Raw genomic sequence first — 22471 nt, 5'->3', positions numbered from 1 at the left:
ATAATGCTAACCAACCTCCCTGCAATTCTGCGTCAGGCTCAGATATTGAGCCCGACGCAAGAACACGCAGTTATTGAACATATCAAAGCGTCTGGTGCAAGCGTGCCAGAAGCTTTGCTCGCATTGGATTTTTTCCATCCTCATGATCTGACTGAGCAGTTAAGTACCCTTTTTGGCCTACCGGACACCGACTTAACCCGCTACGACTACCCACTGCTCTGCCAACAGCTTGGTTTGCGTGATCTCATCACCCGTTACCAAGCACTGCCGATTGCCCATAATGGCCAAACCCTGACCATCGCGGTTTCCGACCCGACCCATTTACAAGTGGAAGATGATTTTCGCTTCGCAACAGGCTTACAAGTTGAACTGGTTTTAGCCGACTACAAAGCGCTGCAAGCAGCCATCCGGCGCTTGTATGGCCGAACAATTCAAGGATCCTCTTCTTCAGGGAAAGAGATCAGCCAAGATGAACTGGCGAACTTAGTTAAGCTGTCTGATGATGAGATTCAATCGATTGAAGACCTCAGCCAAGATGACGCCCCAGTCAGCCGTTTTATTAACCAAATCCTGCTTGATGCGGTGCGAAAAGGCGCATCCGATATCCATTTCGAACCGTACGAAGCGCTTTACCGAGTACGATTGCGCTGTGATGGTATTTTGGTGGAAACACAGCGTCCCTCAAGCAACTTAAGTCGCCGGCTTGCCGCGCGGCTTAAAATTTTATCCAAACTCGATATTGCCGAGCGGCGCTTACCACAAGATGGACGAATTAAACTGCGGTTGAATCAAGACACCGCCATCGATATGCGCGTTTCCAGCCTCCCTACTTTATGGGGTGAAAAAATCGTACTGCGCCTACTTGATAGCAGTGCTGCTAACTTAGATATCGACAAATTGGGTTATAACGACCAGCAAAAACAACTCTACTTAGCTGCGCTGAAAAAACCACAAGGGATGATTTTAATGACGGGCCCGACGGGCAGCGGAAAAACCGTCTCGCTCTATACGGGGCTACGCATTTTAAATACTGCTGAAGTGAACATTTCTACCGCTGAAGATCCGGTTGAAATTAACTTATCCGGCATCAACCAAGTTCAAGTGCAGCCAAAAATTGGCTTTGGCTTTGCGCAAGCATTACGCTCCTTCTTACGGCAAGATCCCGACATTGTGATGGTTGGCGAAATCCGCGATTTAGAAACTGCCGAAATCGCCGTGAAAGCGGCACAAACCGGGCATTTAGTTCTTTCTACCTTGCATACTAACTCCGCCGCCGAAACGGTAATTCGCTTGAGTAATATGGGAATTGAAGCGTTTAACTTAGCCTCTTCACTCAGTTTGATTATTGCCCAGCGTTTGGCTCGTCGCCTTTGTCGGCACTGCAAAATTGCCGTCGAGCCCTCAATACAGTTGCAGCAACATTTTCAACTGCTAGCGACGGAAACCATTTATGAAGCGAACCCGCATGGTTGCAACGAATGCACAGGGGGCTATTCAGGTCGAGTCGGCATTTATGAAGTGATGGCGTTTAACCCACAGCTGGCCGAAGCGATTATGCAAAAAGCAAGCATTCATAAAATAGAGCAGATCGCGAAAGCCAACGGAATGCAGACACTACAAGAATCAGGCATTGAAAAGCTCAAAAACGGCGTAACCAGCTTCAAAGAGCTGCAACGCGTGCTCTATTTCTAACGCTTTGATCCCTCTTAGCTAGCCATTGAGTGACTCTATTGTATGAACACAAAAATCAAATCAGAACTCAAAAATTATCGTTGGAAAGGCATCAATAGTTCGGGCAAAAAAGTATCTGGCCAAACTCTCGCTTTAACCGAACTGGAAGTGCGTGACAAACTTAAAGAGCAGCACATTCAGATCAAAAAAATCAAAAAAGGGGGCGTCTCTTTTATCACCCGCTTGACTCATCGCGTGAAGGCCAGAGACATCACCATTCTGACACGCCAATTGGCGACCATGCTGACCACGGGCGTGCCCATCGTGCAAGCCTTAAAACTGGTCGGAGATAACCATCGCAAAGCCGAAATGAAATCCATTTTGGCGCAAGTCACCAAAGGGGTTGAAGCCGGAACGCCAATTTCCAAAGCGATGCGTACCGCCAGCATTCATTTCGATACCTTGTATGTTGATCTCATTCACACAGGCGAACAGTCAGGTAACTTGGCTGAAGTGTTTGAGCGGCTAGCGACTTATCGAGAAAAAAGTGAACAACTGCGCGCTAAAGTCATTAAAGCGCTCATCTACCCAACCATGGTGGTGTTGGTCGCGTTAGGTGTTTCTTACTTAATGCTTACTATGGTGATCCCTGAGTTTGAAAGCATGTTCAAAGGATTCGGAGCCGAATTACCTTGGTTTACACAGCAAGTATTGAAACTCTCTCATTGGGTACAAAGTTACAGTTTGTGGGTAATCATCATCATAATCCTCACCACAATTGCCGTGAAAGCAGTACGGCAAAAATCTTTTTTAATACGCTTAAAAACCAGCCGATTAGGATTAAAGTTTCCCATTCTTGGCGGGGTAATAGGCAAAGCCTCTATTGCTAAATTCAGTCGCACACTCGCCACCAGTTTTAGTGCAGGCATTCCGATTTTAGCCAGCTTAAAAACCACCGCTAAAACCGCTGGCAATGTCCATTTTGAGACGGCGATTAATGAGGTCTATCGTGATACGGCAGCCGGTATGCCAATGTATATTGCGATGCGTAATACCGAAGCCTTTCCTGAAATGGTGCTGCAAATGGTGATGATTGGTGAAGAATCAGGCCGATTGGATGACATGCTCAATAAAGTCGCCACCATTTACGAATTTGAAGTTGATAATACCGTCGATAACTTAGGTAAAATTCTCGAACCATTGATCATTGTCTTTTTGGGTACGGTGGTCGGTGGTTTGGTGGTGGCAATGTACTTGCCCATCTTTAACTTAATGAGTGTATTAGGATAGTATTAGCACTGCTAATCTTTTAATTATCGAGTCTGTGCATGGAAGTTTTTATTTATTACCCTTGGCTCTTTCCACTTTTTGCAGCGTTGTTTGGCTTAATCGTGGGGAGTTTTCTCAATGTGGTCATTTATCGTCTACCCAAAATCATGGAGCGAGAATGGCGACAAGAGTGCGCTGACTGCTTTCCCGAATATCACATTGCGCCACCGGAAGGGCAACTCACGCTCAGTGTCCCTCGTTCTAGCTGCCCACACTGTGATACGCCAATTCGTATTATTGACAATATTCCGCTACTCAGTTGGCTCTTTTTAAAAGGGAAATGTTCCCGTTGCCAAGGCCCGATCAGTGCACGCTATCCTTTGATTGAACTGCTCACCGCCAGTATGAGCTTTGTCGTGGCTAGCCACTTCGGTTTTAGTTATTTTTCACTAGCGCTATTGTTTTTCACTTTTGTGCTCATCGCGGCGACGTTTATCGATTTCGATACCATGCTGTTACCCGACAAGCTGACACTGCCACTACTGTGGGCGGGCCTCAGCTTATCATTGATGCACATTAGCCCAGTCAGTTTGCAAGATGCGGTGATCGGCGCCATTGCTGGCTATCTGAGCTTATGGTCGGTCTATTGGCTGTTTAAACTCGTCACAGGCAAAGAAGGAATGGGTTATGGCGATTTCAAACTGCTGGCTGCTCTCGGCGCTTGGTTGGGCTGGCAATATCTGCCCATCATCATTCTCATGTCATCTGTGGTTGGCATTGTCTTTGGCCTAATTCAATTGCGCTTGCAAAAAAAAGGGATCGACAAAGCCTTTCCTTTTGGCCCCTATCTCGCCATTGCTGGCTGGCTAACCTTGTTGTGGGGTAACGATATTATGAGTTGGTATTTAGGTTCAATTATGGGGTTATCGTCATGGGGTTAGTAGTGGGTTTAACCGGCGGGATTGCCAGCGGAAAAAGCACCGTTGCTCACTTATTTCAGCAGCATTTCTCGATTGATGTCGTGGATGCTGACATCATCGCTCGAGAAGTCGTCGAACCAGGTAGTGAAGGATTAACGGCGATTTGCGCGCACTTTGGCCTCACCATATTAAAGCCCGATGGACAATTGGATCGCACCGCGTTAAGAGAAAAGATCTTTGCTGATGAGCAAGAAAAGGCTTGGCTTAATCAGCTTCTTCACCCAATGATCCGTGCAAAAATGATTGCTGATTTAGCAAAAACCACCTCGCCTTATGCTTTATTGGTTGTGCCATTATTGATAGAAAATAACCTACAAACCTTAGTCGATCGCATCTTAGTGGTTGATGTTGATCTAAAAACCCAAATCGCTCGCACTATGGCAAGAGACAAGGTATCAGAGCAACAAGTCCGTTCGATCTTAGCCGCTCAAGCGAGCCGTGAGCAAAGATTGCAATACGCTGACGATGTGATTAAAAATAGCGCAGAAAACCAAAAACTTTTGCCTCAAATCACAGAATTACACAAAAAGTATCTAGCCATATGCAGCCTAAGTCTGTAAGAATAACCCAGACCGGACCTAAGGCTAGCTAGATGACCACGCATAAGTTTGAACACCCACTGAACGAAAAAACTCGTATCTATTTAAGAGTCGAAGCGCTGCTTAACCAGTTGATGCATTCCGCTCAGTTTCGTGACGGTATTCAACACCAACTCTTCTTTCGTTCATTGTTTGATTTACTCGAAATCTTCGAACAGATCCAACTCAAAAGCGAGTTGGCTAAAGATATTGAAAAACAGCGTTTGAACTACCGTAGCTGGCTCAATGTGGATGGTGTTGATCAAGAAATGTTGCTATCGCTCCTTGAAGAGATCGACGAGGTCCATCGTAATTTAATGAGCGCTGAACGCTTTGGTCAATCACTCAAAGAAGATCGTTTCTTAAGCACGATTCGCCAACGTTTTAATTTACCGGGCGGGTCGTGCTGTTTTGACCTGCCAGCCCTGCACTACTGGCTACACATTCCGATAGAAAAGAAGACCCAAGATGCGCACCAATGGATGGAAACGCTGCGACCGTTATCAGATGCGTTGCAACTTTGGTTGAAGTTAACCCGCGAAACGGGCCATTTTAAAGCACGCCTAGCACGATTAGGTTTTTATCAAAGCGATGCAGAAGACGCCAATATCTTGCGCTTGTCGATCCCACTTGAGTATGGGGTATACCCCATGATCTCTGGACATAAAAATCGCTTCGCGATTAAGTTTATCGAATTCCAATCAGGCCAAGCAACAGGGCGCGATATCGAATTTGATCTCGCCGTCTGCTGTTAATCAATTCCGCTTCAATTCCCGACTGACTCTTACTTTCCATTGCGTTAGGTAATACACTTACGCCTATCCATCGTTACTTGAAGTCCGTTATGTCAAAGAAAATTACCATTGTAAAATGCCCGCAGTGCAAAGCCGATGTCGAATGGGGAGAACAGAGCCCTTATCGTCCTTTTTGTTCCAAACAGTGTCAGATGATCGATTTTGGCGAGTGGGCCGATGAGGAAAAAAGTATTCCCGGTGCACCGGATATGTCAGACAGTGATGGTTGGTCAGAAGATCAATATTAGCGCACATATAAAAACAGGGGTCGATTACTCGACCCCTGTTTATTACTATGAGAACGCTAGTTTATAGCATTACTTCTTAGCAAGTTTCTCTTTGATACGAGCTGACTTACCAGAACGCTCACGTAGGTAGTACAGTTTGGCACGACGTACTGCACCGCGGCGTTTAACTTCAATGCTATCAACCACTGGAGAGTGAGTTTGGAACGTACGCTCAACACCTTCACCGTTAGAGATCTTACGAACAGTGAATGCAGAGTGTAGGCCACGGTTACGGATTGCGATTACAACGCCTTCAAAAGCCTGTAGACGCTCACGATCACCTTCTTTTACCTTAACTTGAACAACAACAGTGTCACCTGGTGCGAATTTAGGTAGGCCTTGTTTCATTTGCTCTTCTTCAAGAGCCTTGATGATGTTACTCATTTTAAAAATTCCTAGAATAAACTGATACTAAATTAAATAGGTTACTGATGTATTTGAGTTTCTTTAATGAACTCAACCAGTAATAGTTCCTGTTCGTCAGTCAGAGCTAGGTTTTCCAGGAGCTCTGGCCTTCTATGCCAAGTTCGGCCCAACGACTGTTTCAGTCGCCAGCGACGAATATCCTCGTGATTACCGGATTTCAGTACCGCAGGTACTTCTTTTCCATCTAACACTTCAGGACGCGTATAGTGCGGGCAATCTAGCAAGCCATTTGCAAAAGAATCCTCTTCTGCTGATGCGAAATCTCCTAATACTCCCGGAACAAACCGAGAGACAGAATCAATCAACGTCATGGCTGGCAGTTCGCCGCCTGTCATCACAAAATCACCAATCGACCATTCTTCGTCAACTTCTGATTGGATGATACGCTCATCTACCCCTTCATAGCGTCCGCAAATAAGAACTAGGTTCTCATTCGTCGCCAGCTCTTCGACTCCTTTTTGGTCGAGTTTTCGACCTTGAGGAGAAAGGTAAATGACTTTCGTCTTTCCCGGTGCGGCTTGTTTTGCTGCATGAATGGCATCGCGCAAAGGCTGAACCATCATGAGCATTCCAGGACCACCACCGTAAGGTCTGTCATCGACGGTGCGATGTTTGTCATGAGTGAAATCTCGAGGATTCCAAGCTTCAATAGACAGCAAACCTTTTTTAACCGCTTGACCTGTTACTCCAAAATCAGTAACAGAACGGAACATTTCAGGAAATAGGCTTATAACGCCAACCCACATGTGTTCTCTCGCTCTGAAATTTTAGAGTTAGAATGCCGGATCCCAGTCAACTTCGATCCGTCGAGCTTCGCGATCAACATTCTTGATCACTTGCTCTTCAAGGTACGGTACCAACCGTTCCTTTTGGCCAAAAGCATCTTTCAAATTCGCTTTCACAACCAGAACATCGTTGGAGCCAGTTTCTAATAGGTCAGTGACCTCACCAAGGTTATACCCCTTGGTGGTAATAACTTGCATACCGAACAATTCACGCCAGTAGAATTCATCTGCTGACAATTCTGGTAATGATGCGGGATCAATAGCAATTTCAAAGTTGGTGAGTAGATGTGCGTCTTCTCGAACATCTAAACCTTCAAGTTTTACCACCATACTCTTACCATGGCGCTTCCAACTCTCTACTTTGTACTCGATCCACTGGCCTTTTTGGTTAATAAACCAAGGGCTGTAATCAAAAATACTTTCAGCTTCGTCTGTGTAGGAAAAAACTTTGAGCCAGCCACGAATGCCATAGGTAGCACCAAACTTGCCCATAACAATCTTTTCGTTTTCTTTGCTCATTGTTTCTTTACCTTTCATCGACATAAGCTAATGTTCTTCTATAAAAGTAAGAATTAAGCCGCTTTTTGAGCGTCTTTTACTAGCTTAGCTACGCGATCAGATAGAGATGCGCCTTGACCAACCCAATGGTTAACGCGATCTAGATCAACACGTAGGCCTTCTTCTTGGCCAGTAGCCGTAGGATTAAAGAAACCTACTTTCTCGATGAAACGGCCAGTTACTGCGTTACGGCTATCCGCAACTACGATTTGATAAAATGGACGCTTTTTAGCGCCGTGACGTGCCAAACGAATGGTTACCATGTCGTCCTCTTTGCTTTCTCAATAATAAAATTAACCCCAAAAACCATTTACGAAAAACAGTCTGGGGTCTCGTGCCAAAATAAAGCCTCGGAATTTTACTCTTATTCCGAGGCTTTGCAAGGGGTTTAGCTATTTTTTCACCAGCAGAAGCATTATGCTTTTGCAGTGATGAGCATCACGCTTTAGTAAATTTTAAGCATCGCAATGAGTTAGGTTAACGACCAAAGAAACCGCCGCCGCCCATGCCACCCATTCCGCCCATCATGCCTTGCATATTACGCATCATGCCTTTCATGCCACCTTTCTGCATTTTTTTCATCATTTTCTGCATTTGGGTGAACTGTTTCAGTAAGCGGTTAACATCTTGTACTTGGGTGCCAGAACCCGTCGCGATACGTTTTTTACGTGAACCTTTTATCATGTCTGGGTGCTGACGCTCGTGCATGGTCATCGAACAGATGATCGCTTCCATCTGCTTGAACATCTTATCATCGACCTTATCTTTCACGTTGGCAGGTAGGTTTGCCATGCCAGGCAGTTTATCGAGCATGCCCATCATGCCGCCCATATTCTGCATTTGCCCGAGCTGTTCGCGGAAATCTTCTAAATCAAATCCTTTCTTTTCCTTGAATTTTTTAGCTAGGCGTTCTGCTTGCTCGTGATCAACATTACGTTGTAGATCTTCAATTAATGAGAGAACATCGCCCATTCCCAATATGCGTGATGCAATACGATCAGGATGGAAAGGCTCGAGCGCGTCAGTTTTTTCACCGACCCCTAAGAATTTAATCGGTTTACCGGTGATATGACGAACGGAAAGTGCGGCACCACCTCGAGCATCACCATCAACTTTGGTTAAGATAACCCCTGTTAACGGCAGCGCATCACCAAAGGCTTTTGCGGTGTTCGCGGCATCTTGCCCCGTCATGGCATCCACAACGAACAATGTTTCAATCGGATTAATCGCCGCATGCAGATCTTGGATCTCTGCCATCATCAGTTCATCAATAGCAAGACGGCCTGCAGTGTCGACAATCAGCACATCAAAGAATTTCTTCTTCGCATGGTCAATGGCCGCATTGGCGATATCAATCGGTTTTTGGTCGGCTGAAGAAGGAAAAAATTCAACGTCCAGATCGTTAGCTAGCGTTTCAAGCTGTTTTATGGCCGCTGGGCGATAAACGTCAGCCGAAACCACCAGTACTTTCTTTTTATCGCGTTCTTTAAGCAGCTTAGCAAGCTTACCAACACTGGTGGTTTTACCCGCCCCTTGTAAACCCGCCATTAAAATCACTGCTGGCGGCTGGGCTGCAAGGTTAAGCGCTTCGTTGGATTCGCCCATTACCGCTTCAAGCTGCGCTTGAACAATCTTGATGAACTCTTGTCCCGGTGTCAGCGATTTAGACACCTCAACACCCACTGCGCCCTCTTTAACGCGCGCGACAAAATCACGCACTACAGGCAGTGCAACGTCCGCTTCAAGCAGCGCCATGCGCACTTCGCGTAGGGTTTCTTTAATATTGTCTTCGGTGAGACGGCCTTTGCCGCTGATATTTTTCAGCGTCTTGGATAGTCGATCCGTTAAATTTTCAAACATCGTTGTCTCTTCGCTAGTTCGGCGATTAATTGGGGTCAGTATACCTTAGCCAATCTAATAGTCATACCCATTGACGCTTCGCGATAAGCGACTTAAACCCGTAAACGCAACATTGGGTTCCCAAAACAGGGGATCAAAAAAGAGTTATCTCTGCGATTTATCGAATAAAAGCCTTCACCCTGTTAATTATTTGCACCATGACCTCAACTAAGGTGGGTATATGTCAAATCAATCGGTATCCAACGTAGCTCATTATCGTGATGCAAGGTATAATTCGCCAATTCAGCCACCATTTTGTAAGAAGTATGGAAAACTTAATCGCAATAGTCGCCACTATTTTGTATTTTTTATCCATAGCGACCATTATTCCAGGCTTAGTTAATCAAACTGGGATTCGTGCGCAGACAGTATTGTTCAGTTCAGCACTGGCGCTGGCTTTTCATGCGTGGTTACTGAGTGATTTAATCTTCAACGCTAATGGGCAAAACCTCAGCATGCTCAATGTGGCATCATTGATAAGCTTTATCATCTCACTGGTGATGAGCATTGCGATGTTAAAAACGCGATTGTGGTTTCTGTTGCCGGTGGTGTATAGCTTCGCCGCGATCAACGTCAGCGCCGCCTCATTTCTTCCCAGCATGTTCATGACTCACTTAGAAAACAATCCGCCACTGTTGTTGCATATTTCTCTAGCACTATTTTCGTATTCAACCCTTTCGATTGGCGCACTCTACGCTTTGCAATTGGCTTGGCTGGACTACAAGCTAAAGAAAAAGAAGATGCTAACCATCAACCCCAATTTGCCACCACTACTGATGGTAGAAAGGCAACTGTTTAAAATCATCTTGATAGGTAACGTATTACTTACTGGTACCTTGATTACTGGTTTTGATTTTGTCGGTGATATGTTTGCTCAAGGCAAAGCGCATAAAGGCATTTTGTCTTTCATTGCTTGGGTTGTCTATTCTGTATTGTTGTGGGGACATTACCGAAAAGGTTGGCGCGGTAGAAAAGTGACTTGGTTTGCTGTCGCTGGTGCAACCTTACTCACACTGGCCTACTTTGGTAGCCGTTTTGTAAAAGAAATCATTTTGAGCTAACTCAACACGTTTGATAGCGTATTGACACATTCATTTAATTAGATCATTACTTAATCACACTATTTATAAGGAAACACCACGTTTTGGACGACATTTCAACGGGTATATTGTTTGCACTACTCGCGGGTCTCATCGTAATTTCGGCTTATTTTTCAGGTTCAGAAACCGGCATGATGTCTTTGAACCGCTACCGCTTAAAGCACTTGGCCAATACTGGCCACAAAGGTGCAAAGCGTGTCGAAAAACTGCTTGATCGTCCAGATCGCCTCATTGGTTTGATCCTCATTGGCAACAACCTAGTCAATATTTTAGCTTCTGCAATTGCCACTATTATTGGTATGCGCCTTTATGGGGATCTAGGAGTGGCCATTGCCACTGGTGCGCTGACGTTGGTCGTTCTGGTTTTTGCTGAAGTGACGCCAAAAACATTAGCAGCGCTTTACCCTGAACGCGTCTCTTACGCCAGCAGCATCTTACTGACCTTCTTAATGAAGATATTGTCACCATTGGTGATGTTCATTAACTTCATCACCAATGGTTTCATCCGCTTACTAGGCCTTAAGGCCAAGCATGGGGCGGAGGATCATCTAAGCTCTGAAGAGTTGAGAACCGTCGTCAACGAAGCGGGTGGCCTTATTCCTCGTCGCCACCAAGATATGCTGCTTTCCATTCTCGATCTCGAACATGTCACGGTGAACGACATCATGATCCCACGTAACGAAATTACTGGTATCAATATTAACGATGATTGGAAATCTATCGTGCGTCAGTTAACTCACTCGCCACACGGACGCGTGGTGCTTTACCGAGATAAAATTGATGAAGCGGTGGGCATATTGCGCCTTCGTGATGCTTCTCGTTTGATGTTGGAAAAAAAAGAGTTCAATAAAGAGATGATTTTACGTGCCGCTGATGAAGTCTACTTCATCCCGGAAGGCACACCGCTCAACGTACAATTACTTAAATTCCAACGCAACAAAGAGCGGATTGGCCTGATCGTTGATGAATACGGTGATATCAATGGCTTGATCACTGTTGAAGATATTCTCGAAGAGATTGTGGGGGAATTCACCACCTCAATGGCCCCAAGCTTAGCCGATGAAATTACACCACAAAGTGATGGCAGCTTCTTGATTGATGGCAGCGCAAATATCCGTGACATTAACAAAGGGCTAAAGTGGAAACTGCCAACGACGGGCCCAAGAACCTTAAACGGTTTACTTTTGGAGCACCTTGAAGATATTCCAAGTAGCCATTTAAGTGTCAAAGTTTCTGGCCATGCGATGGAGATTGTGGATGTAGAAGAAAACCGCATTAAGCAGGTTAAAGTCTTTCCACGCAAAACCAAAAAACATTAATCGCCAGTCACTGCATAAAAGAAAGAAAAAAAGCTTGGTCACTGCCAAGCTTTTTTTCTTTAAAGGGACAGATCTGGCGATCTTTAATCCACTTTCAGCTCTTTGAGCATAGACTCAGGTAAAGCAAGCTCATCATTTTTATTCACCGCAATACCTGCCGTGATAATCGCTTGAGCAATCTCTTTAGCTTCTGTTAACGAGTGCATTGAGGCTGTACCACATTGGTATTCGTTTAGTTCAGGGATCTGATCTTGGCTCTCTACTTTTAGCACATCATGCATCGCCGCTAACCACGCTTGCACCACTTGCGCTTCTGTTGGCGCACCAATCAAACTCATGTAAAAACCTGTACGGCAGCCCATAGGTGAGATGTCGATGATTTCTACATCATGACCATTTAGGTGCGCACGCATAAAACCAGCGTATAAATGCTCTAAAGTGTGGATCCCTTTTTCTGAAAGAATATCTTTGTTTGGAGCAGTAAAACGGAGATCAAATACGGTGATTGTATCCCCTTTAGGCGTCTGCATATTTTTTGCCACACGTACCGCAGGCGCATGCATACGAGTGTGATCTACAGTAAAACTGTCGAGTAATGGCATTGCTTTCTCCTTATTTGGCAAAGAGCGATGCTCTGCCTATCAATGTTAGATTATGATCGAGAGATCATTTTAGGTACGAAAAATAGCTTTCAAGAAATTCTTCAAAACTTTGAGTATCGTGTTGTTCTATCTGTTGCTGAGCGGCTCGAGAACGCAGCACTTCCTCTTCCATCACAGACTCAGAATAAGTTTGATAGTGATGTGCCAGGTTGGCTTGTCGGTATTCGGCTCCTAATGCACAACCTACCTTACCGAGCCCGCCAAACTGTTTAGTCTGTTCAAGTAGTTGAGCGGAAAAGGTTAATTCTGGATTATCAATCCACGAGCTTAGTTTCTCGCATACGGCTTGGTATGCGTTACCACCACAAGCACTATCCATCACTTGCGCTATTTTGCGTAAGTCATCAAATACACTATGCGCCCACGCTTGCAGCGTCAGTTTCTCACCGCGACAGCCAATTTGTAACTCTAAACCCGGTTTACGACCTTCTAAAATCACTTTGTTCCAGTTATCTCGCCAACATGCCAGCTCACAATTGTCCATCGGATCTGAATCTGAAAGAGCTGTCCAAGTGAGGAACAGATCGAGAAAACGCACTTGATCTTCAGTAATACCAATCGGGCTAAACGGGTTTACGTCTAACGAACGCACTTCGATGTATTCGACTCCGCCTCTCTCTAACGCTTGTGACGGCTTTTCATCATTTTTGGCCACACGCTTAGGACGGATCGGTGCATAGAGTTCGTTTTCTATCTGCAAAACATTGCTGTTGAGCTGACGATGTTCACCATCGACATACACGCCTAGTTCTGCAAACTCTTTTGATGGAGTGCGGATCGCCTGATTCAACCCTTCTAGATATTGATCCAAGCTATTAAAACCAATTTGCAAGCCACTTTGCGCGCTATTGGTATAACCTAAATCACTGAGACGCAACGAGGTAGAATGAGGCAAATAAAGCGTTTTACCAATATTTTCAAATGGCAGATGGCTTTCACGTCCGCGCACAAACGATGAACATAACGCAGGTGATGCGCCAAAGAAATAGGGAATAAGCCAGCCAAAACGGTAGTAATTACGAATCACACCAAAATAGGCTTCCGATTTTGTCTCAGTACGCTGGGATTCAGTTTGCTCGCCATGCAAGGCATCCCAAAATGATTCTGGAAATGAAAAATTGAAATGCACGCCAGAAATGATCTGCATTAAGCTGCCGTAACGACGCTTTAAGCCTTCTCGATAAAGGGTTTTCATTTTACCCGTATTCGATGAACCATATTGCGCCAGTTCGATATCATCTTCGCTGCCAACATAACAAGGCATAGAAAGCGGCCACATCTTTTCGTCACCCAATTTGGTTTGAGCAAAATGGTGAATATCCGCCAGTTGTGAGAGTAAAGTCGGCACGTCATGAGAGACTGGTGTAATAAATTCAAGCAATGACTCCGCAAAATCAGTGGTGATCCAACGGTTGGTTAATGCGCTGCCGAGTGCTTCTGGATGAGGAGTCAGAGCTAACGAGCCTTCTGGGGTATAGCGTAACGTTTCACGCTCAACGCCTCGGCCAAACTGCTTAAACACTTCTGATTTTTTAGTGACTTGTTCAAGTCGTGCGGCAAAATTAGTCAAAATAATGATTCGCTTATAGGTGAATGATCCGAATGAAAGCGGCTCTAACTCAGCAAGAGAGTAGAATGGAGGCAAACAATCTGCCCCCTATAAATGTGTACTCTAGCGGATGATTTCAAGCTCTTCTACGGGAATATCTAATTTTTCAAGTTGTGGCTTCAACGTTTTCGCATCACCCACCACGATAATTTGATACTCTTGTGGTGCAAACCATTTAGCGGCGAGTTTATTGAGCGTTGATTTTTTTACGTTTTCTACCAGTTCATTTCGTTGCTGTAGGTAATCTTCATCCAAACTATAGGTCAAAATATTACTAAGCAACTGCGCTTTTTGTGATGGTGTTTCATACGTCAGTGCATCTTGTTGGCCGACAGCAAGGCGCATAAATTTTAGCTCTTGGTCGGTTAAGCCACTTTGACTGAATGTTGCCATCTCTTTTTCTATTTCAACGATTGAAGCTACAGTGGCATCAGCACGCACTTGAGCATTGAAAACGATAGCGCCCACTTCTCGATTGCTCGCGAAATAACTCCCAGCGCCATAGGTGTAGCCTTTATCTTCACGCAAATTCTGATTAATGCGGCTGTTAAAGTTACCCGCTAAATTGAAGTTAGCCAGTTGGCTGAGAAAAAGCTCGCCAGTGGCATCGAAAGGCAACCCTTTTCGCACAAAACGGACGATGCTCTGCGGCGCATCAGGCTTATCAACCAGATATATCTTCCGCTCTGTCAGTGGGTTCACTACTTGGGGACGTAACAAAGGAGAAGCTTCACCGCGCCACTGCCCTAAAAAGGTTAACTGTTTAGCGACCTCTTTTTTGGAAATGTCGCCAACGACAACGATTTGCGTACCATGTGGCGTGTAATGTTTCGCATAAAAGCGTTTTACATCTTCTAATGTTAAATCGTTTAGTGATTGCTCAGTGCCTTCACTTGAACGCGCAAAAATAGAGTTGCCAAACAGTACTTGACGAGTAGCTTGTGAAGCAAGCCAGCCCGGTGTTTGGTGCTGGTAAACCAACCCTTCCAGCATCTGTTGTTTCAGCCGTGTAAAATCGCTCTCTTTGAAAGCAGGATGAAATAAAACTTCTTCAACCACATCCAATGTTGCTGCAACATTCTTCTTCAAACTAGAGACGATAATACTGGTCGAATACTCATTGGCAGTAACACTGATAGTCGAACCTAACGTGTCGAGTTGAGCTTGAATCGCTTCCACTGAGCGTCGAGTTGAGCCTTCTTCAAGTAGCGCCGCGGTTAAATTAGCTAACCCTTCTTTGCCACGCGCGGCGTGTCGCTCCCCTGCCGGTAAATTGATATTAATTAGCACGGTCGGCGTTTCGCTGGTTTGTGTGGCTAATAACTCAATACCGTTATCAAAATAGAGTTCATACAATGTCGGCATTTGTGCTTTCACACCTTTTGCCACAGAAGGCATGATTGAGCGATCAAATTGATCTTCAACCTGGCGATAAGCCAATTGATCTTCGGTTATCGTTTGATGCTCGGGCAGCACTCTTTTAGGGGGTACGAAATTAGCTTTTTGAACGGCAAGCTCGGCTTTATGTTTAGGCACAACACTTAAGGTAACCTTATGTTGATGAGCAATGAAGCGCTGATAAGCCTGTTGAATTGACTCTGGGGTGACCGCATGAATCTGAGCTAATTGCTGCTCTAGGCGATCAGGCTGCCCATAAAACGTTTCGTTGGACGCAAGCTGCGTCACTTTTCCAGATACGCTTTGCAGCGCAAAGACCGCATTCGCTTCCGCCATACCGGTAATTTGATCAAGTCGACTCTGATCTACCCCTTGCTGTTCAAACTGACTGAGTGTTTGCATTAACTCTCGATACAAGGGAGCAAGCTGAGCTTTTTCACCCGAAGGGGCCATGGCATAAACATAGAAGGTACAAGCCAATTCGGCGCAATCTTGGAATGCACCCGCATTGACGGCTTTTTGAGTTTTGACCAACGCTTGGTAGAGATAACTATTGGTGCCGCTGCCTAACACTTTGGCAAGCGCATCTAACGAGGCTTGACTTTGAGCACCGCGATATTCTGTTGGCCAGCCCACCACAACCATAGGTTGCTGAATGCGATCTTCCAAGGTAATGAAACGATCTTGCGCCAACAGGGCCGGCTGTTTAGGTGCGTTATCAACGGCTGGGCCTGCCGGTATGGTGCCAAAATATTGATTAACCCATTCAAGTGTTTGCTGAACATCAATATCACCACCAATGGTCAGCACTGCATTATTCGGCCCATACCAACGTAAGAAAAACGCTTTAAGATCGTTGACGTCCACTCGGTCAAGATCTTCGACATAACCAATGGTTTGCCATGAATAAGGGTGTCCTTCGGCATACATCGCCTCCGCCATTTTTTCCCACATCAATCCATAGGGGCGGTTGTCGTAGTTTTGTGCGCGTTCGTTTTTTACTGTGTCACGTTGGATCTCAAATTTACGTTGAGAAACCGCGTTGAGCAAAAATCCCATCCGATCAGATTCGAGCCACAATACTTTTTCTAGCTGATTTGAAGGCACGGTTTGGTAATAATTAGTACGGTCACGGTTGGTACTCCCATTCATGGTTCCTCCCGCTTCGGTGATCAAACGAAAATGTTCTTGATCGCCAACGTGCTCCGTTCCTTGAAACATCATGTGTTCAAAGAAATGAGCAAACCCTGATTTTCCAACCTCTTCACGTGCCGAACCGACATGATAAGTGACATCGACATGCACTAAAGGATCTGAGTGATCCGGTGAGAGCACGACAGTAAGACCATTATCGAGCTGATATTTTGCATAAGGGATCATCACTTTTTCTGGTTGAGCATCCACTTGCTCAATCAGCGTAACCCCTTTCGGTAATGATGAAAAAAAAGCGATAGGTGCGACCGTTGATGAACAGCCATAAATGGCAATAAGAGAAAGGGCACCTAGCCAAATTTTTCTCATAACAGCTCCTTAGAAAAAACCATAGAATACAGCGGTAAGCATGATGTAACGCAGTGCTTTGCCGATCAAAATAATGACAAAAGTAGGTAAAAATTTCATGCGTAGCCAACCTGCGGCCAAACAAAGCACATCGCCCACCACAGGTAACCAACTGAATAAGAGGACCCAATAACCATATTTATTGAGCCAAGCTAACGCTTTATGACCGTGCTTTTCGCTTTCAGTTCGATTAGGCAACCAGATACCGAGCCAATAGTTGGTCAGACCGCCGAGGGTATTGCCAGCGCTTGCAACGGCGATAACCCAAAATACGGGAAATTGATTCAGGCTTAATGTGGCGAATAAACTCGCTTCTGAGCTTCCCGGTAATAAGGTAGCACTGAGAAAACCACTAAAAAAAAGCACCCACAGCGCAGAGCCAGCAAACCAATACGAGAGCGGTTCCAAATAGGTGCTAAAAATGTCTAACATTTCATATCAAGAAGAACTTTGCCTCGAGTATGGCCGGTTTCAATCTGTTGATGAGCCGCAGCCACTTCCGCCATCGGATAAACAGCTTGAATTTCCGTTTTCAATAAGCCAACGCTGACCATATAAAGCATGGTATCAAGCTGTTCAGGATTAGGATCAACTAACATGCCTGTGGCTTCAAAACCAAGTAATTTTGCTTTTTCACAAATAAGCTCAGCACTTAGAGTGGGAACAGTAACGACACGCGCATGATCTTTCAAGCATTTCAAAGCGTCGAGAGCCGCCTCACTCCCGACTAAATCAATCAGCACATCCACTTCTTCTAAACGCTGTGAAGCAGGAGCAAAATTGTAATTAATCGCATGAGCACCAAGAGTCGCTAAATAATCCAAATTTTGTTCGCTGCACGTGGTATACACTTCGGCTTTTGCTGCTAAAGCAATTTGTACCGCTAAGTGCCCGACACCACCGGCGCCCGCGAGGATCAATACGCGATCCCCCTCTTTCACTTGCGCTTTATTTAGGGCTTGCGCCGCCGTTTGCCCTGCCAGTGGCAGCACTGCTGCTGCTTCTAAGGTCACAGCATCAGGAACAAGGCTGAGTTCGCTTTCTGCCACACACAGGTATTGGCTGTAACCGCCACCACGCAACGGAAACCCAACAAAGCCCGCCACATTATCTCCAATTTGAAAGCGGCGATTATCTTCCCCCACCTCAACAACTTGTCCAGAAATATCGTAACCTGGCACCCATGGCAGCTTATCTTTGTTTTGCGCTGCAGCCCACCCCAGACCCGCCCGAGTTTTTACATCAATAGGGTTTACACCAGCAAAAGCCACTTTCACTAACACTTCGCCAGCCTTAGGTTGAGGAACGTCACTGGTTTGAATAACGAGCACCTCTGGTCCACCAAACTCAGTCATTGCGATCTGTTTATTATCCATGTCAAACTTCCCTATTGATAAAAAGAAAGGGATGCCTCAGCATCCCTTTGAATATATACCATTTTATTGCTTCTAGTTAATCTTTAGCTCGCAAAATAACCATCGGCTCGTCTAGGCTTAGCCAACAAGAGCAAGCAAAACGCCTGCTGCAACGGCAGAGCCCAGTACACCTGCTACATTTGGCCCCATGGCGTGCATCAGTAAGAAGTTCTGTGGATTAGCTTCAAGCCCCACTTTATTCACAACTCGCGCGGCCATCGGTACCGCAGACACACCAGCAGCGCCAATGAGAGGGTTAATATCCTCTTTCGAGAATTTATTAAGCACTTTCGCCATCAACACACCACCAGCCGTACCAATACTGAAAGCAATAGCACCGAGCGCCAAAATACCTAATGTTTCCAAGTTCAAAAACTTATCAGCCTGCAGTTTAGAACCAACGCCTAAGCCTAAGAAGATAGTAACGATGTTGATCAGTTCATTTTGCGCTGTCTTGGATAGACGCTCAACCACACCCGATTCACGCATTAAATTACCTAGACAGAACATACCCACTAATGGCGTTGCTGACGGTAAAAATAGAATCGTCATCAATAGCACCGCCAAAGGAAACAGTATTTTTTCTGTCTTCCCAACGTGGCGTAGCTGAGCCATTTTGATTTTTCGCTCTTCAGGTGTTGTAAGTGCCTTCATAATCGGTGGCTGAATGATAGGAACTAATGCCATATAGCTATAAGCCGCCACAGCGATTGCACCTAATAAATCCGGCGATAATTTACTGGCAAGGAAAATAGCGGTTGGGCCATCGGCTCCACCAATGATGGCGATGGACGCAGCATCGGCCATGGTAAATTCCATACCCGGTACATAGTTGAGTAATATCGCACCAAACAGGGTGGCGAAAATACCAAACTGAGCGGCCGCACCTAGCCATAACGTTTTAGGGTTTGCAATCAATGCCCCGAAATCGGTCATCGCGCCCACGCCCATAAAAATCAGCAGTGGAAAAACGCCCGTCTCAATACCAACATGATAAACGTAATAAAGCAGACCGCCGGGTTCGGTAAAACCCGCATTCGGAATATTCGCTAAAATCGCACCAAAGCCGATCGGCAATAACAGCAGTGGCTCAAAGCCTTTGCGAATAGCCAAAAACAGCAGTAAACAACCGACCAAAATCATGCAGATTTGGCCTAGCTGAAAATTAGCGATCCCTGTTTCAGACCATAAGGTCAATAATCCGTCCATGGTTCTCCCTTACGCTAAGCTCAGCAATGGTGCACCAACAGTCACAGCATCACCCTCTTTGACATGAAGATCTTGAACAATACCGCCACGTGCCGCACGGATCTCAGTTTCCATCTTCATCGCTTCCAGAATCACTAACACATCCCCTTCTAACACCTCAGAACCAGCTTGAACATTCACTTTAAAAATGTTGCCAGCGAGTGGTGAAGGAACGGCTTCTGCACTGTTACTTGCAGGCATGGCTGATGGCTGTGCTGCTTGAGACTGGCTGGCAGAAATCGAGCTAAGCTGGCCTTGTGGCCCCACTTCAACCGTGTAAATTTGCCCATCCACTTTAACACTGTAGGTTTCAATACCACCTTTTGTCACAACGGTGGCAGGTGTAGGTTTGGCTGACTCCAAGGTTGGCGCAGGCTCAAATGCATCCGGATTGTGACGATTTTTCAAGAACTTCAAACCGACTTGTGGAAACAATGCATAAGTCAGAACATCATCCACCGTATCTGTAGCTAATGAAATTCCCTCTGCTTTTGCCTTTTCAAGCAATTCAGTGGTCAACACGGCCATTTCTGCATCCAACAAATCGGCTGGACGGCAAGTGATCGGCGTAAGATTACCCAACACCTTGGCTTGCAACTCAGCATTCACTGGCGCAGGCGTTGCACCGTATTCACCTTTTAATACCCCTGCAGTTTCTTTCGTGATGCTCTTATAGCGCTCACCAGTAAGGACGTTGATCACCGCTTGTGTTCCCACGATTTGAGATGTTGGAGTCACAAGGGGAATGAAACCTAAATCTTTTCGCACACGAGGGATCTCTTCAAGAACCTCATCAAGGCGATCGGCCGCTCCTTGTTCTTTTAGTTGACCTTCCATATTCGTCAACATACCACCAGGAACCTGCGCAATAAGAATACGAGAATCGACACCTTTTAACTGCCCTTCCCATTTAGCGTATTTCTTACGCACTTCACGAAAATAAGTGGCAATCGGTTCAAGCTGTGTCAGGCTCAGGCCCGTATCACGCTCGGTTCCTTCAAGCATAGCGACCACTGTTTCGGTTGGTGTGTGCCCGTAAGTTTGGCTCATTGACGAGATAGCGGTATCCAAAATATCGATACCAGCCTCTACCGCTTTAACGGCTGTTGCCGCTGAAAGACCAGTCGTTGCATGGCTGTGCAGCGCTAAAGGTACGGCACAAGAGGATTTAATACGGGTGATCAGATCTTCAGCTTCATACGGCTTGAGCAACCCAGACATATCTTTAATACACAAAGAGTGGCAGCCGAGATCTTCCAACCGCTTAGCAAGATCAACCCAAGTATCTGAATTATGAACAGGGCTAGTGGTGTAAGACAGTGTACCCTGCGCGTGTGCGCCAACATCAATTGTCGCTTTGACCGCTTTTTCAAAATTGCGAACATCATTCATCGCATCAAAAATACGGAAAACATCCATCCCATTCGCGTGAGCTCGTTCGACAAACTTTTCAACAACATCGTCGGCATAGTGGCGATAGCCTAGTAAATTCTGGCCGCGTAGCAACATTTGCATTGGGGTATTGGGCATCGCTTGCTTAAGCGAACGTAAACGCTCCCATGGATCTTCACCGAGAAAACGGATGCAAGCATCAAACGTTGCTCCTCCCCAAGTTTCCAGTGACCAATAACCGATCTTATCGAGCTCTGCTGCAATAGGCAGCATGTCTTCGATACGCATGCGCGTGGCAAATAGTGACTGATGGGCATCACGAAGGACCACATCCGTAATAGCTAGTGGTTTAGACATGCTCATAAACTCCTTTTCATCCTTTCTATGCTATTTAGCTGATGCGCGGTGCTGATGCACTGCTGCAGAAATTGCCGCCACAATTTGCGGGCTCACAGCTGAAGGGTTTGGTTGAACTTTTCGATGTTGAATCGGCGCTGCGATCGGTTGTGGTACTTCTTCCGGTACCAAGGTTGACATTAACCGAACGAGATAAACGAGAATAGTTAGAAAAATAAAGACTACAGCCATCCCCGTAATCATAAGGGTGGCGGCGTCAACTAATAGGCTTCCAATAGTAGTCATGTTGCTTCCTTTCTGTGTCATCCTGACAACAATTGCTACGCATTTTTACAAATGCGATCTTGGCAAGTGGACTAGGATTATCTCGATTGGTTAATAATTGTCAATTTTGTTTAAGGGACTCTTGTAGATAACACACAAAATCGGCGAACAATTACTCACACAAATCACAAAACTCTGAATTTTCTCTATTAAGAAGGGCATTTAACTAGCCAATACGGCTACGTTAATCAAAAAATGATGCAGATACTGAGAGGGAGTTAAAACATTGCAGATTAACAAGATAAAACAAATAGTTGCCATTTTCAATTTAACAAAATAGCAACAAAAAACCAACATAAAAAAGCCCCGCACAATGCGAGGCTTCTTAATAAATGGCGCGCTCAGGAGGATTCGAACCTCCGACCGCCTGGTTCGTAGCCAGGTACTCTATCCAGCTGAGCTATGAGCGCGCAAAGTTTTGATATTAATCAGCGATAATCGCTAACAGTATCAGGATCAATGACCCTTTGAATAAGTGGCGCGTCCTGGAGGATTCGAACCTCCGACCGCCTGGTTCGTAGCCAGGTACTCTATCCAGCTGAGCTAAGGACGCGCAGAGTTAATGACAGTATCACTAACTTTAAATAAGTGGCGCGCTCAGGAGGATTCGAACCTCCGACCGCCTGGTTCGTAGCCAGGTACTCTATCCAGCTGAGCTATGAGCGCGCAAAGTTTTGATATTAATTAGCGATAATCGCTAACAGTATCAGGGGCAATGACCCTTTGAATAAGTGGCGCGTCCTGGAGGATTCGAACCTCCGACCGCCTGGTTCGTAGCCAGGTACTCTATCCAGCTGAGCTAAGGACGCGCAGAGTTAATGACAGTATCACTAACTTTAA

Annotated in this window: 21 protein-coding genes and 4 tRNA genes; 8 read left to right on the top strand and 17 right to left on the bottom strand. The window is 45.5% G+C overall.

All coding sequences use genetic code 11. The annotated features are described in order from the left end of the window. Window positions 1-3: 3 nt before the first annotated feature. From pilB to yacG, 6 genes are all read left to right on the top strand, one after another. Entirely contained in the window at window positions 4-1692 is a 1689-nt protein-coding gene (gene pilB, locus EXZ60_RS08005; protein WP_277435527.1) for a type IV-A pilus assembly ATPase PilB, read from the top strand. A gap of 42 nt (window positions 1693-1734) precedes the next feature. Then, the gene (locus EXZ60_RS08000) at window positions 1735-2961 is read left to right on the top strand and encodes a type II secretion system F family protein (protein ID WP_277435526.1); all 1227 of its coding nucleotides are present in this window, start codon (window positions 1735-1737) and stop codon (window positions 2959-2961) included. 38 nt (window positions 2962-2999) lie between these two features. Continuing rightward, entirely contained in the window at window positions 3000-3881 is an 882-nt protein-coding gene (locus EXZ60_RS07995; RefSeq protein ID WP_013857687.1) for an A24 family peptidase, read from the top strand. Beyond that, window positions 3872-4480: a dephospho-CoA kinase gene (gene coaE / locus EXZ60_RS07990; RefSeq protein WP_013857688.1), complete on the top strand. Its 609-nt coding sequence runs from the start codon at window positions 3872-3874 to the stop codon at window positions 4478-4480. Before EXZ60_RS07995 ends, coaE begins: the two co-directional genes overlap by 10 nt. 32 nt (window positions 4481-4512) lie before the next feature. Then, complete coding sequence (gene zapD / locus EXZ60_RS07985; RefSeq protein WP_013857689.1) at window positions 4513-5253, top strand: cell division protein ZapD; 741 nt, start codon at window positions 4513-4515, stop codon at window positions 5251-5253. A gap of 89 nt (window positions 5254-5342) precedes the next feature. After that, window positions 5343-5540 (top strand): DNA gyrase inhibitor YacG, encoded by a 198-nt coding sequence (gene yacG / locus EXZ60_RS07980; protein ID WP_010319526.1) that lies wholly within the window; start codon window positions 5343-5345, stop codon window positions 5538-5540. A gap of 69 nt (window positions 5541-5609) precedes the next feature. Here the strand turns inward: yacG and rplS are convergent, their stop codons facing one another. The 5 genes from rplS to ffh form a co-directional block, all read right to left on the bottom strand. Then, a complete protein-coding gene (rplS, locus tag EXZ60_RS07975) occupies window positions 5610-5963 on the bottom strand; it encodes a 50S ribosomal protein L19 (protein ID WP_010319525.1) in 354 nt (117 codons plus the stop codon). Window positions 5964-6004: 41 nt separating this feature from the next. Beyond that, window positions 6005-6751, bottom strand: a complete 747-nt coding sequence (gene trmD, locus EXZ60_RS07970; RefSeq protein WP_010319524.1) for a tRNA (guanosine(37)-N1)-methyltransferase TrmD — start codon at window positions 6749-6751, stop codon at window positions 6005-6007. 27 nt (window positions 6752-6778) lie between these two features. Continuing rightward, window positions 6779-7333 (bottom strand): ribosome maturation factor RimM, encoded by a 555-nt coding sequence (gene rimM, locus EXZ60_RS07965; protein ID WP_013857691.1) that lies wholly within the window; start codon window positions 7331-7333, stop codon window positions 6779-6781. 29 nt (window positions 7334-7362) lie between these two features. Continuing rightward, window positions 7363-7611: a 30S ribosomal protein S16 gene (gene rpsP, locus EXZ60_RS07960; protein ID WP_010319522.1), complete on the bottom strand. Its 249-nt coding sequence runs from the start codon at window positions 7609-7611 to the stop codon at window positions 7363-7365. Window positions 7612-7825: 214 nt separating this feature from the next. Next, window positions 7826-9208 carry a signal recognition particle protein gene (gene ffh, locus EXZ60_RS07955; protein WP_019281904.1) on the bottom strand — a complete coding sequence of 461 codons (1383 nt, stop codon included), beginning with the start codon at window positions 9206-9208 and terminating at the stop codon, window positions 7826-7828. A 305-nt stretch (window positions 9209-9513) separates the two neighbouring features. Between ffh and EXZ60_RS07950 the strand changes: the two genes are divergently transcribed. Further along, window positions 9514-10308 (top strand): inner membrane protein YpjD, encoded by a 795-nt coding sequence (locus EXZ60_RS07950; protein ID WP_026027563.1) that lies wholly within the window; start codon window positions 9514-9516, stop codon window positions 10306-10308. Between the two features lie 83 nt (window positions 10309-10391). Next, window positions 10392-11666: a CNNM domain-containing protein gene (locus tag EXZ60_RS07945; protein ID WP_017046996.1), complete on the top strand. Its 1275-nt coding sequence runs from the start codon at window positions 10392-10394 to the stop codon at window positions 11664-11666. Between the two features lie 83 nt (window positions 11667-11749). On the opposite strand, the gene luxS is transcribed toward EXZ60_RS07945, so the two are convergent. The 12 genes from luxS to EXZ60_RS07885 all read right to left on the bottom strand — a co-directional run bounded on the left by luxS (window position 11750) and on the right by EXZ60_RS07885 (window position 22440). Further along, entirely contained in the window at window positions 11750-12268 is a 519-nt protein-coding gene (luxS, locus tag EXZ60_RS07940; RefSeq protein WP_277435525.1) for an S-ribosylhomocysteine lyase, read from the bottom strand. Window positions 12269-12332: 64 nt separating this feature from the next. Continuing rightward, window positions 12333-13898, bottom strand: a complete 1566-nt coding sequence (gshA, locus tag EXZ60_RS07935; RefSeq protein WP_277435552.1) for a glutamate--cysteine ligase — start codon at window positions 13896-13898, stop codon at window positions 12333-12335. A 102-nt stretch (window positions 13899-14000) separates the two neighbouring features. Then, complete coding sequence (locus EXZ60_RS07930) at window positions 14001-16856, bottom strand: pitrilysin family protein (protein WP_208891663.1); 2856 nt, start codon at window positions 16854-16856, stop codon at window positions 14001-14003. Window positions 16857-16865: 9 nt separating this feature from the next. Then, window positions 16866-17327, bottom strand: coding sequence for a YqaA family protein (locus tag EXZ60_RS07925; RefSeq protein ID WP_208891664.1), 462 nt, complete (start codon window positions 17325-17327; stop codon window positions 16866-16868). Beyond that, window positions 17321-18271, bottom strand: a complete 951-nt coding sequence (locus EXZ60_RS07920) for an NADP-dependent oxidoreductase (RefSeq protein WP_208891665.1) — start codon at window positions 18269-18271, stop codon at window positions 17321-17323. Before EXZ60_RS07920 ends, EXZ60_RS07925 begins: the two co-directional genes overlap by 7 nt. Before the next feature lie 117 nt (window positions 18272-18388). Next, entirely contained in the window at window positions 18389-19519 is a 1131-nt protein-coding gene (locus tag EXZ60_RS07915; RefSeq protein ID WP_013857700.1) for a sodium ion-translocating decarboxylase subunit beta, read from the bottom strand. Window positions 19520-19528: 9 nt separating this feature from the next. Beyond that, complete coding sequence (gene oadA, locus EXZ60_RS07910; protein WP_208891666.1) at window positions 19529-21307, bottom strand: sodium-extruding oxaloacetate decarboxylase subunit alpha; 1779 nt, start codon at window positions 21305-21307, stop codon at window positions 19529-19531. A gap of 30 nt (window positions 21308-21337) precedes the next feature. Continuing rightward, window positions 21338-21592 carry an oxaloacetate decarboxylase subunit gamma gene (locus EXZ60_RS07905; protein WP_088720876.1) on the bottom strand — a complete coding sequence of 85 codons (255 nt, stop codon included), beginning with the start codon at window positions 21590-21592 and terminating at the stop codon, window positions 21338-21340. Window positions 21593-21964: 372 nt separating this feature from the next. Beyond that, window positions 21965-22041, bottom strand: a tRNA-Arg gene (locus EXZ60_RS07900). A 66-nt stretch (window positions 22042-22107) separates the two neighbouring features. Further along, window positions 22108-22184: transfer RNA gene (locus tag EXZ60_RS07895), tRNA-Arg, on the bottom strand. Between the two features lie 36 nt (window positions 22185-22220). After that, window positions 22221-22297, bottom strand: a tRNA-Arg gene (locus tag EXZ60_RS07890). 66 nt (window positions 22298-22363) lie between these two features. Beyond that, window positions 22364-22440, bottom strand: a tRNA-Arg gene (locus tag EXZ60_RS07885). Window positions 22441-22471: the final 31 nt, after the last annotated feature.

The sequence above is a fragment of the Vibrio sp. 1151_11 genome (genome assembly GCF_029478525.1).
GTDB lineage: Bacteria > Pseudomonadota > Gammaproteobacteria > Enterobacterales > Vibrionaceae > Vibrio > Vibrio anguillarum.
Note: the sequence above shows the minus strand (reverse complement) of the source record. Positions and strands in the feature narration are given on the sequence as shown.